This is a genomic window from Solidesulfovibrio magneticus RS-1, assembly GCF_000010665.1.
Classification (GTDB): Bacteria; Desulfobacterota; Desulfovibrionia; order Desulfovibrionales; family Desulfovibrionaceae; genus Solidesulfovibrio; species Solidesulfovibrio magneticus.
Genome location: NC_012796.1, coordinates 1,927,353 through 1,938,510, shown reverse-complemented (window position 1 = coordinate 1,938,510; position 11,158 = coordinate 1,927,353). Strand labels below are relative to the sequence as shown.

At 64.2% G+C, this 11,158-nt stretch carries 10 protein-coding genes; all 10 read left to right on the top strand.

Features of this window, described 5'->3' with window-relative positions:
- The first annotated feature begins 30 nt into the window (after positions 1-30).
- The 10 genes from DMR_RS08160 (at position 31) to mnmA (ending at position 11,121) form a co-directional block, all read left to right on the top strand.
- A complete protein-coding gene (locus DMR_RS08160; RefSeq protein ID WP_015860431.1) occupies positions 31-726 on the top strand; it encodes a FadR/GntR family transcriptional regulator in 696 nt (231 codons plus the stop codon).
- A gap of 239 nt (positions 727-965) precedes the next feature.
- Complete coding sequence (locus tag DMR_RS08155; RefSeq protein ID WP_015860430.1) at positions 966-1,328, top strand: hypothetical protein; 363 nt, start codon at positions 966-968, stop codon at positions 1,326-1,328.
- Positions 1,329-1,658: 330 nt separating this feature from the next.
- Positions 1,659-2,696, top strand: a complete 1,038-nt coding sequence (gene hrcA / locus DMR_RS08150) for a heat-inducible transcriptional repressor HrcA (protein WP_015860429.1) — start codon at positions 1,659-1,661, stop codon at positions 2,694-2,696.
- A gap of 73 nt (positions 2,697-2,769) precedes the next feature.
- Positions 2,770-3,300: a nucleotide exchange factor GrpE gene (locus DMR_RS08145; protein WP_015860428.1), complete on the top strand. Its 531-nt coding sequence runs from the start codon at positions 2,770-2,772 to the stop codon at positions 3,298-3,300.
- Positions 3,301-3,421: 121 nt separating this feature from the next.
- The gene (gene dnaK, locus DMR_RS08140) at positions 3,422-5,335 is read left to right on the top strand and encodes a molecular chaperone DnaK (RefSeq protein WP_015860427.1); all 1,914 of its coding nucleotides are present in this window, start codon (positions 3,422-3,424) and stop codon (positions 5,333-5,335) included.
- Positions 5,336-5,468: 133 nt separating this feature from the next.
- The gene (locus DMR_RS08135) at positions 5,469-6,950 is read left to right on the top strand and encodes a penicillin-binding protein activator (RefSeq protein WP_043600318.1); all 1,482 of its coding nucleotides are present in this window, start codon (positions 5,469-5,471) and stop codon (positions 6,948-6,950) included.
- A gap of 7 nt (positions 6,951-6,957) precedes the next feature.
- Entirely contained in the window at positions 6,958-7,242 is a 285-nt protein-coding gene (gene gatC, locus DMR_RS08130) for an Asp-tRNA(Asn)/Glu-tRNA(Gln) amidotransferase subunit GatC (RefSeq protein WP_015860425.1), read from the top strand.
- A 51-nt stretch (positions 7,243-7,293) separates the two neighbouring features.
- A complete protein-coding gene (locus DMR_RS24420; protein WP_015860424.1) occupies positions 7,294-8,409 on the top strand; it encodes a hypothetical protein in 1,116 nt (371 codons plus the stop codon).
- Positions 8,410-8,419: 10 nt separating this feature from the next.
- Complete coding sequence (gene gatA, locus DMR_RS08125) at positions 8,420-9,886, top strand: Asp-tRNA(Asn)/Glu-tRNA(Gln) amidotransferase subunit GatA (protein WP_015860423.1); 1,467 nt, start codon at positions 8,420-8,422, stop codon at positions 9,884-9,886.
- Positions 9,887-10,050: 164 nt separating this feature from the next.
- Positions 10,051-11,121, top strand: coding sequence for a tRNA 2-thiouridine(34) synthase MnmA (gene mnmA / locus DMR_RS08120; RefSeq protein WP_015860422.1), 1,071 nt, complete (start codon positions 10,051-10,053; stop codon positions 11,119-11,121).
- The last annotated feature ends 37 nt before the right edge of the window (positions 11,122-11,158 follow it).

Genomic DNA, 11,158 nt, shown 5'->3' with positions numbered 1-11,158 from the left:
CGCTCAAGACTTTGAGGAGATCATCAGACGATGCCCGCCCGCCTGAGCCCGGTCCGTTCGCGCAAACTGTGCGACCTCGTCATCCAGCAGATCCAGGAAAAGATCTCGCTGGGCATTTTCGCGCCGGGCACCAAGATCCCCACCGAACCGACGCTCATGGCCCAACTCGGGGTCGGACGCTCCACCGTGCGCGAAGCCATCCGCGTGCTGGTCAGCGCCGGCCTGCTGGAAGTGCGCCAGGGCGACGGCACCTATGTCCTCAGCGGCGCGTCCGGCCAGGAACCCCTGGAATACCGCCTGCGCCGGGCCACGGCCGTGGAGATCCGCGAGGTGCGCCGCATCATCGAGGTGGAAACCGCCCGCCTGGCCGCCGGCAACCGCACCGAGGCCGATCTGGAAACCATGCGCGATTGCCTGGCCCGCAAGAAAGCCGCCGTGGCCGCCGGCGACACCCATGGCTACGTGGCCGCCGACGTCGCTTTCCACTCCGCCGTGGCCGCCGCCAGCGGCAACAGCCTGCTGGCCGACCTGTACCGCAGCTTCTGCATGGTATTTCAGGATTTTCTCGACCATCTCATCGCTGATGTCGGCGTCAACCGCTACCAGGACCACATCCACAACGGCCTCCTCGACGCCATCACCCGCCAGGACGGCCCGGAAGCGGCCCGGTTCGCCATGGAAGGCCTCGACCACTTCACCAGCGACATCAAGGCCTTGGGAGAATAGCCAGGAGGCTCTTTTTTTTGCTGTTGACAAACATCAGATGATAAGACAGCAGATCAGCTTGTGCGCGGCGGCAGTCGCCTGTCTGGAGTAGCCCGCCGCAAAACAGCAGATGATATGATGGAGCTGTCGCTTCGCCGTCCCGGGACGGCCCTCCTTGGCCGAGAGCGTGACAACATAAACATCAGATGATATGACTTAGTAGCGCCGGCAGTCGCAACGCCGGCCAAATTGGAGCATCCATGCGCCTTTCCCGTTCCGTCGTCGCCGTGACCCTGTCGGCCTGCATCGGCTACTGCGCCGTGCTGGCCGACGCCTCGCCCAGCCGCCACGAGGCCCGTGAATCCAAGATGTCCCTGTCCGGCCTGGGCCAACTTCTGCCCCAGGTGTCGCCGGCCGCCTCGGCCGTGGTGGCCGCTCGCCAAGGCTTCCGCGAACTGCGCGGCATGGTGCAGTCCTCGGCCCTCATGCACGATTCCCGGCCTTCGGACGAAGCCGCTCGGCAGGCCCATGTGGCCCTGTGGGCCGCCCTGGAAGCCGATCTGCGCCCGGCCCCGACCGACCTGGGCCCCGGCCCTTCGGGCTTACTCCCCGGCCAGGACTGAGCCGGCCGGCCCACGCCGATCCCTTCGAGGCGCCCACGGCCGGTCTGGGACCACACCCAGCCGTAACGGGGCCAGGAAGCGGGACTGCCGCTGTCTGACCATATCTCTCGGCTCCAATGCCGCCCCGCCCACGGGGCGGCGGCCGGCGCGCAAGCCGCGGCGCGCCGGCCCCCTTTGGGGGAAGCGCTTTCGCCCGCCCCTTTCCAAACGCAAAATACTCGTGATTCCTGCATGATGCCGGGCATTTTCCGGCCTCTCCCTTGACACCGGACCATTCGGTTGTTACCCGTTTGGCACTCGAAAGCCACGAGTGCCAAACGGGGACACGCCATGCCTCTTGCCGAACGCGAACGGGAAGTTCTGACCACCATCATCGAAGCCTATGTCGCTTCGGCCGCGCCCGTGGGTTCCCGCATCGTGTCCAAGCGCAGTTCGCTGGGCCTTTCCGCCGCCTCCATCCGCAACATCATGGCCGACCTCACCGAGGCCGGCTACCTGGAGCAGCCCCACACCTCGGCCGGCCGCGTGCCCACGGCCAAGGCCTTTCGGCTCTATCTCGACCAGGTCATGCAGGTGGCCCCCCTGGGCGAAGACCAGATGCGCCGCATCCGCGACAACCTCACCTTGGCCGGCCTGGAGATCGACGACGTGCTGCGCCAGACCTCGCGGCTGCTGTCTGGCCTGTCGCTCCAGGTGTCGGTGGTCATCGCCCCCAATCCGGCCGGCGCGCGCTTCAAGCGCATCGACTTTTCCCTGCTCAACCCCGGCCTGGTCATGGTCATCCTGGTGCTCCAGGGCGGTCTTGTGCGCAAGCGCGTCATCGAGACCACCCCGGACGTCACCGGCGACGATCTGGTCGTGTGCGCCAATTACCTGAACCATCTTTTCACCGACCGAACCCTGGCCGAAGTCCGGGCCAGCATCGTGCGCGAGATGGACGAGGCCCGGCGTTCGCTCAACGCCCTGTGTCTGCGCGCCCTGACCATGGCCCGCTCGGCCTTTGAGCAGGAGCGCGCCCCAGCCAGCGAAGTCATCGTCGACGGCACGCCCAACATGCTGGCCCAGCCCGAATTCACCGACGCCGAACACATGCGCGAGCTTATGCGCGTCCTGGAAGAGCGCACGATTCTGCTCGACCTTCTGGACAAAACCGTAAACGAGCTTAAAACGGTCATCATACTCGGCGATGAGTCGGACCAGGCCGCCCTGGCCGATCTTGGCGTCATCACCGCCCCGTATGGGTCGGGATCGCGCGCCCAGGGCGCCATCGGCCTCATCGGCCCCCTGCGCATGGATTACGCCCGGCTCGTTCCGGTGGTGAACTACACCGCCGGGGCGCTCACCCGGTTGCTCGATCGGCACTATTAGCCTCGACTCGTCCGCGACCGCCCGGGCCTGCCTGGGCTTTTCGTCGCGCCCAAACGTTTGTTGTGGAGGAATCATGGTCCCTGAGGAAAAACTGCCAGACGCCGAAACCGCCCCCGAAACCCCGGCCGAGGAAACCCCGGCCACCCCGGAGGACACCATCGAACGCCTGCGCGCCGAAATTGCCGCCGAAGCCGACAAGCGCCTGCGCGCCCTGGCCGAAACGGAAAATCTCAAGAAGCGGCTCATCAAGGAAAAGGAAGATTTCCAGAAATACGCCACCGAAAGCCTGGTCTCGGAACTGATTCCGGTGCTTGACCATCTCGACCTGGCCCTGGCCCACGGACGCGGCAACGAAGCCTGCAAGGACTTTGTCGTCGGCGTGGACATGACCCGCAAGGCCTTCATCGACATCCTGGCCCGCCACGGCGTCACGGAATTCGGCGCGGTCGGCGAAGCCTTCGATCCCGAGACCCACGAGGCCATCGGCGTGGCCAGCGTGGCCGGTCTGGCCGAAGACGCCGTGGCCCAGGTGGTCCAGCGCGGCTATCTGCTGCGCGGCCGACTGCTGCGCCCGGCCAAGGTCATGGTCAACAAGGCGCAATAAATCGTTTTTTCGCGGCTGCCCCTTTACTCGCCGAAAACGGGGCTTATATAGCTCTCGTTCGAGAAATACCGCGCCGCAAGGCACAAGCACATACAGGCAATGATAAGGAGGAAAGGCTGATATGGGTAAAATCATCGGGATCGACCTCGGGACCACCAACTCCTGCGTTTATGTCATGGAGGGCAAGGACCCGAAGTGCGTCACCAACCCCGAAGGCGGACGCACCACCCCGTCCATCGTGGCCTTTACCAAGGAGCGGCTGGTCGGCGAGATCGCCAAACGCCAGGCCGTGACCAATCCCGAGCGCACCATCTTCGCCATCAAGCGCCTCATGGGTCGCCGTTACGACGCCCCCGAGGTCAAGCATTGGCTGGAGCACTGCCCCTACAAGATCGTCGAGGGCCAGGGCGGCGACGCCTATGTCGAGGTCGAGGGCAAGAAGTACAGCCCGGCCGAGATCTCGGCCATCATCCTCGGCAAGCTCAAAAAGGACGCCGAGGCCTATCTCGGCGAGCCCGTCACCGAAGCCGTCATCACCGTGCCGGCCTACTTCAACGACGCCCAGCGCCAGGCCACCAAAGACGCCGGCCGCATCGCCGGCCTTGAGGTCAAGCGCATCATCAACGAGCCCACGGCCGCGTCCCTGGCCTACGGTTTCGACAAAAAGGCCAACGAGAAGATCGCGGTCTTCGACCTTGGCGGCGGCACGTTTGACATCTCCATCCTCGAAGTCGGCGACAACGTCGTCGAAGTGCGCGCCACCAACGGCGACACCTTCCTGGGTGGCGAGGACTTCGACCATCGCGTCATCAGCTATCTGGTCGACGAGTTCAAGAAAGAGAACGGCATCGACCTGTCCCAGGACCGCATGGCCCTGCAGCGTCTCAAGGAAGCCGGCGAAAAAGCCAAGAAAGAACTGTCCACGGCCATGGAGACCGAGGTCAACCTGCCATTCATCACGGCCGACGCCTCCGGTCCCAAGCACATGATGGTGAAAATCACCCGGGGCAAGCTCGAATCCCTGGTCGATGACCTGGTCAAGCGCACCGTCGAGCCCTGCCGCAAGGCCCTGGCCGACGCCGGCCTCAAGGCCTCGGACATCGATGAAGTCGTGCTGGTCGGCGGCATGACCCGCATGCCCCTGGTCTCCAAGACCGTGCAGGAGTTCTTCGGCAAGGAGCCCAACCGCTCGGTCAACCCCGACGAGGTCGTGGCCATGGGCGCGGCCATCCAGGGCGGCATCCTGGCCGGCGACGTGAAAGACGTGCTGCTCCTCGACGTCACCCCGCTGTCGCTTGGCATCGAGACCCTGGGCGGCGTTTTTACCAAGCTCATCGAGCGCAACACCACCATCCCGACCCGCAAGAGCCAGGTGTTCACCACGGCGGCCGACAACCAGCCCTCGGTGTCCATCCACGTGCTCCAGGGCGAGCGGCCCATGGCAAATGACAACATGACCCTCGGACGCTTCGAGCTCACCGGCCTGCCGCCGGCGGCTCGCGGCATCCCCCAGATCGAGGTCACCTTCGACATCGACGCCAACGGCATCGTCAATGTCTCGGCCAAGGACACCGGCACCGGCAAGGAACAGTCCATCCGCATCACGGCCTCCTCGGGCCTGTCGGAAGCCGACATCCAAAAGCTCATCAAGGACGCCGAGTCCCACGCCGAGGACGACAAGAAGAAGCAGGCGCTCATTGAGATCCGCAACCAGGCCGACACCCTGGTCTACACCACCGAGAAGTCCCTGGCGGAACTCGGCGAGAAGATCGACGGCGTGACCCGGGGCGAGATCGAGGCCAAGCTCAACAACGTCAAGGAAACCCTCAAGGGCGAGGACGCCGACGCCATCAAGCGCGCCACCGACGACCTGTCCCAGGCCTCGCACAAGCTGGCGGAAAAGCTCTACCAGCAAAAGGCCGAAGAGGGCGGACAGCCCGGCGGTCCCCAGGCCGGCGCGGCCGGCGGACAGCCGGGAGCCAAGGCCGGCGGCGACGACGACGTGGTCGACGCCGACTACACCGAAGTGAAATAACGACCGGCCCCGCGCGGGCTTGCCTTCGCCAGCCATTGCGCGTATCGAAAAGCCTGACCCGTCCCCGGACGGGTCGGGCTTTTTTTGTGCCCTCACGCCACGGCGGCCCGGCCGCCAAACCCCGGTTCGCCCAATGAACGTCACGACCACGCATCGCTTCTTCGCCCCGCGCCTGGTGGCCGGGCTTGTCGCCTGTTTCCTCGCCGCATCGCTCGCCGGTTGCGCCGGGAGCTTTTTCGGTTCCTCCCAGCCGGCTCCCGCGCCGACGCCGACGCCGCCACCGGTTCCGGTGGTCCAGCCCGAGCCGACGCCGCCGCCCAAGCCGGCCTTCGCCAATTCCATCGCCATGCTGCTGCCCCTTGGCGGCCCGTTTCGGGAATTTGGCGGTCGGGTGCAAAAGGGCGTCAAGGCCGCCCAGGAGCAGCTGGAAAAAGCCGGCACGCCCCTGGATGTCCACGTCATCGACGCCACCCAGCCGGGCTGGCTCGACGCCGTGCGCAACCTGCCCCCCGAGGTCACCGTGGTCGGCGGCCCCATGCACCGGCTGACGCTCAAGGAACTCGAAACTGCCGGCATGTTGCCGACCCGCGTTTTCGTGGCCTTCATGCCCTCCCTCAATGAAGCCCGGGAAGGCGTGGACGCCTGGCGCTTTTTCCCCAGCGCCGAGGACGAGATCGACGCCCTGCTGCGACTGGCAAACGGCGACTACGGCATCAACCAGTTTGCCGTGTTGCGTCCCGGCGACCGCTACGGCCAGACCATGGGCGACGCCTTTGCCCTGGCCGCTTCCAAGATCGGCGCGCAGCTCACCGCCACTGGCGTCTACAACCCCCAGGACCCGGCCAGCTGGGAAACCGCCGTGGCCGACATGCTGCACACCAGCGGCAGCCGTCCGGGCTTTGGCGCGGTGTTTTTGCCCGACGAATGGGCCAGGGCCGACAAGGTGCTGCCGTCCTTTTTCAAGAACCGCGTCGAGGACCTGCTGATCCTCGGGCCGCAGTTGTGGACCGAAGCCCTGTATCGGGCCGCCGCCACCAAGGCCCAGATCAATATCCAAAACTACCGTCTGGCCGTGTGCCCCGGAGCCTGGTGGCCGGAAAACCAGGGCCAGGCCACCCAGCAGCTCGTGGCCGCCATGCGCGCCCAGGGCGTGGAGCATCCCGACATGTGGGAGGCCGTGGGCTTCGACTTCGCCCGCATGGCCGCGCGCCTGGGCCGCCTGCCCCAGGGCTTGCCGCCCCAGGACGTCAGCGCCCGGCTTGCCCAGGCCGTCACCGGCCTGGACTTCAGCATGGCCCCGCTGTCCTACGGCCCCGACGGCAAGGCCCATGTAGCCATGTATCTCTTTAGACCCTCGGTCACCGGCCCGGTGCTGCTCGATCCCGAAGGCTTCCGCCAGCGCTTAAACGCCATCCGGCAAAAGGCTCTGGAGAATCCGGCCCCGGAAAACGAGCAGTCCTATTCGCCGGTCCAGCCAGCCCCGGCCGCGCCCGGTCAGCCCGGCGTTCCGGCCCAGCCGAGCCAGCCCGTCCCGGCCCAGCCCGCGCCGGCCACGCCGGCCGCGCCGGTTCCGGCCCATCGCCAGGCGATTTCGATTTCCCAACCCCAAGGATAACGACGTCATGCCCATCTCTTCCGAAGACGCGGCCAAGGTGGCCAAGCTGGCGCGGCTGCGCCTGGACGACGACAAACTCGAACGTTTCGCCGGCCAGATGGACGGCATCCTGGCCTACATGGAAACGCTGGGGTCGGTGGACACGGCCGGCGTGGAGCCGCTGTACAGCCCGGTGACCCACGAAACGCCCATGCGGGCCGACGTGGCGGCCAAGGCCTGTTCCCGCGACCAGATCCTGGCCAACGCCCCGGCCACCGACGGCCAGTTCTTCATCGTCCCCAAGATCGTGTAGGCGCGGGGCGACCGCTGTAGCCTCTGCTTTTACCTCGGACAAGGGATAGTCGTGTTTCCAAAATCAAAAATTTTTATCGCAAGCAACGACGCGAGTGATCTCATCCCTGTTGATGAGACTGAATACTCTGCTGAGATTGTTTTGCAAACTATCTTAGCAAGAAATCCAGACCTAATACCGGGTGATCAAATCAATCCCGAAGATCCTCGCCGATGGTTGCTTGTATGTAATGAAGCAGGCATACCTTCAGAAGAAAATGGCTCAAATTACTGGAGGATAGATCATATCTTTATTGACCACGAGGGAATACCAACTTTAATCGAATGCAAGCGCTCATCTGATCCACGTTTACGACGTGAAGTTGTCGCTCAGCTATTGGAATACGCAGCAAACGCAACGGAATATTGGCCAAATGGCACACTAAAAAACCTTTTCAAGCAAGCACACGCAAACAATTCAGAAATTTATTTAAAAAATTTTTTAGAACATCGACCAAAACCAGAGGACGGAACATACGGTATTGAACTTATAAATGACTTCTGGACTACAGTCGACACCAACATTGCGAATTGCAAAATACGTCTTCTATTCGTAGCGGACCGCATTACAAAAGAACTTCGCCGGCTAGTTGAATTCTTGAACACCCAAATGGCCACCATTGAAGTACTTGCAGTCGAAATAAAACAATATACAAACAAAAGCAACAAGCTCAAGACATATGTCTCAAGAATAATTGGACAAACAGAAAATACCCAGCAAAGAAAAACAACGCCAAAGAAAAAATTCGCCTCCATAGACATGCAGCTCGAAACATTCCCCCAAAACGCTATCTTTAAAGACCTCGTAAAAATCTCCAAAGAAAACAAACACACAACACAAACTGGAATTACAAACTTTTCCATAAGAAAGACGATCGGCAACAAAGCCGTAGTCTATGCGATAGCGAAACCAGACGCTCCATCATTGCACATTACAACTGAGTACATGAATGACTATCCAGAGTTAATAACGCAAATTGAAAATCTCCTAGAGAGCAGAGGACTATTTCGCACAGGAAAACGTACAACAATATTACCGATTAACAACAACAAAGACGAAGTATGCGATCATCTTCGCGCAATCATCGACTTAATTAATAGCTACGCAGCGCGTTTTGATTCCCAATAAAGGAAGCATCATGTCCGACATCACCACCCTGTCCCTGACTGCCCTGCGCGACAAACTCGCCCGCAAGGAACTTTCCGCCGTCGAGGCCGCCAGCGCCTGCCTCGCCCGCATTGAGGCCACCGAGCCGAAAATACACGCGCTGCTCCACTGCGACGCCGAGGCGGCTCTCGCCGCCGCCAAAGCCCTGGACGCCGCCGGCCCCAATCCCGACCAACGCCTGTGGGGCGTGCCGGTCCTTGTCAAGGACGCCATCTGCGTCAAGGACGCGCCCACCACCTGCGGCTCCAAGATCCTCGAGAATTTCACGCCCTTCTACGACGCCTCCTGCATCGAGAAAATGCGCGCCGCCGGAGCCGTTATCCTTGGCAAGGCCAACATGGATGAATTCGCCATGGGCTCGTCCACGGAAAATTCCGCCTACAAGGTCACGGCCAACCCCTGGGACCTGGGCAAGGTGCCCGGCGGTTCCAGTGGCGGGTCCGCCGCCGCCGTGGCCGCCGGCCAGTGCTTCGCCGCCCTGGGCACCGACACCGGCGGCTCCATCCGCCAGCCCGCCGCCTTTTGCGGTACCGTCGGCATAAAGCCCACCTACGGCCGCGTTTCCCGCTACGGACTGGTGGCCTACGGCTCCAGCCTCGACCAGATCGGCCCCCTGACCCGCACCGCCGACGACGCCGCCGCCGTGCTCGGTGTCATCGCCGGCCCCGATCCCAAGGACTCCACCTGCGCCCCCCGCGACGTGCCCGACTTCGAGGCTGCCCTGGCCGGCGCGGCCGACCTGGCCGGCCTGACCATCGGCCTTCCCGACGAATACTGGGGCGAAGGCGTGGACGCCGAAGTGCGCGACGCCTGCCGGGCCGCCGTGGACACGGCCAAATCCCTGGGGGCCAACGTCGTGCCCGTGTCGCTGCCCCACACCCCCTACGCCGTGGCCACCTACTACATCGTGGCCATGGCCGAAGCATCCTCCAACCTGGCCCGCTTCGACGGCGTGCGCTACGGCTACCGCGCCCCCGAGGCCCAGTCCCTGGAGGAACTCTACGAACTCTCGCGCTCCAAGGGCTTCGGCCCCGAAGTCCAGCGCCGCATCGTGATTGGCGCCTACGTCCTCTCGGCCGGCTACTACGACGCCTACTACCGCAAGGCCGCCCAGGTCCGACGCCTCATCCGCCAGGATTTCCTTAACGCCTTCGAAAAATGCGACGTCATCTGCGGCCCCACCTCGCCCTTCGCCGCCTTCACCATCGGCCAGATGAGCGATGATCCGCTGCAGATGTATTTAAGCGACATCTTCACGATTTCCCTGAACCTCGCCGGTCTGCCCGGCCTGTCCATGCCCGTGGGCCTGGGCACGACCTCGGCCATGCCCATCGGGATGCAGCTCTTTGGCCGCGCCTTCGACGAAGCCACCATCCTGCGCACGGCCAAGGTCCTCGGCAACGCGCTGCCGCCGCTGCCCCAGCCGGCGGCAGTCTAAGGAAGAAGGGGAGAAGAGTGCCTCCGGCGGCCAAAGGGGCTGAGCCCCTTTGGAAACCCCAACTGGGGGGCCAGGGGCTACAGTGTCGGTAGACGTTGGCATGAAAGATGGGATTCCAAAGGGCGGCAGCCCTTTGGCCGCCGGAGGCTTCTCCCCTGAATACCATGCGCATAGCCGTCGCCGTTTCCGGCGGGTCGGACAGCCTGCTGGCCCTGGGTCTCCTGCGCGCCGCCGGCCACGACGTCACCGCCCTGCACGCCCATTTCCTGCCGCCGGGCGACAAGGCCTTGGCCCTGGCCGAGGCCATCGACGCCCAGTGCCGCGCCCTTGGCGTGCCCTTTGCCGCCGTCGATCTGTCGCAGGAGTTTCGCGCCCGGGTCATCGCCCCCTTTGCCGCCGCCTACGCCGCCGGGCGCACACCCAACCCCTGCGCCGCCTGCAATCGCGACATGAAGTTCGGCCTGCTCCTTGACGCCGCCCTGGCGCGCGGGGCCGAGGCCATCGCCACCGGCCACTTCGCCCGCGTCCAACAGACGCCGACCGGGCCGGCCCTTTTTCGCGGCGCGGACGACAGCCGCGACCAGAGCTATTTTTTAAGCCTCGTGCCGGGGAAATCCCTGGCCCGGGCCGTCTTTCCCCTGGCTGGCAGGCGCAAGGCCGAGCACCCGGCCGCCCTGGCCGAGCTGTTGCTGACCCCGCCGTTGCCCAGCGAATCGCGCGAAATCTGCTTCGTGCCCGGTGACGACTACCGGGCGTTTCTGCAGGGCGAGGGCTTCCCCCTGTCAGGCCCCGGCCCCATCGTCCTGGCCGACAGCACGCGCCTGGGCACGCACCAGGGGCTATGGCGGCACACCATCGGCCAACGCAAGGGCCTGGGCATCGCCTACAGCGAACCGCTTTACGTCATCGACAAGGACCCGGCCGCAAACGCCCTTATTGTCGGCGTCAAGGCCGAGCTGGCCGCGACCCTTTGCCGCACTGGACCGGCCAACTGCCTCGTACAGCCGGAGCACTGGCCCGAAGCCGTCCTGGCCCAGACCTGCTACCGCATGAAGCCCCGGCCGGCCACAGCCCGGCTGACGGCCGAGGGCGGTCTCGACATCACTTTCGCCGACCCCGTCGCCCGCCCGACCCCGGGACAGGTGGCCGTCCTTTACGACGCCGACGGCCGGGTGCTGGCCGGCGGCGAGATCATCGCCGCCCCCGGCCTTGTCATCCCGGAAAACCTTAGCTAAATGGCCTTGACCCCGCATCCCGGGGTCCGGGAACCAT

Excerpts from the sequence above, each read along its gene's own strand:
- DMR_RS08135 (WP_043600318.1), top strand. The coding sequence starts at position 5,469 with ATGAACGTCACGACCACGCATCGCTTCTTCGCCCCGCGCCTGGTGGCC.
- DMR_RS08155 (WP_015860430.1), top strand. The coding sequence starts at position 966 with ATGCGCCTTTCCCGTTCCGTCGTCGCCGTGACCCTGTCGGCCTGCATC.
- mnmA (WP_015860422.1), top strand. The coding sequence starts at position 10,051 with ATGCGCATAGCCGTCGCCGTTTCCGGCGGGTCGGACAGCCTGCTGGCC.
- hrcA (WP_015860429.1), top strand. The coding sequence starts at position 1,659 with ATGCCTCTTGCCGAACGCGAACGGGAAGTTCTGACCACCATCATCGAA.
- DMR_RS08160 (WP_015860431.1), top strand. The coding sequence starts at position 31 with ATGCCCGCCCGCCTGAGCCCGGTCCGTTCGCGCAAACTGTGCGACCTC.
- DMR_RS08145 (WP_015860428.1), top strand. The coding sequence starts at position 2,770 with ATGGTCCCTGAGGAAAAACTGCCAGACGCCGAAACCGCCCCCGAAACC.
- gatC (WP_015860425.1), top strand. The coding sequence starts at position 6,958 with ATGCCCATCTCTTCCGAAGACGCGGCCAAGGTGGCCAAGCTGGCGCGG.
- gatA (WP_015860423.1), top strand. The coding sequence starts at position 8,420 with ATGTCCGACATCACCACCCTGTCCCTGACTGCCCTGCGCGACAAACTC.
- dnaK (WP_015860427.1), top strand. The coding sequence starts at position 3,422 with ATGGGTAAAATCATCGGGATCGACCTCGGGACCACCAACTCCTGCGTT.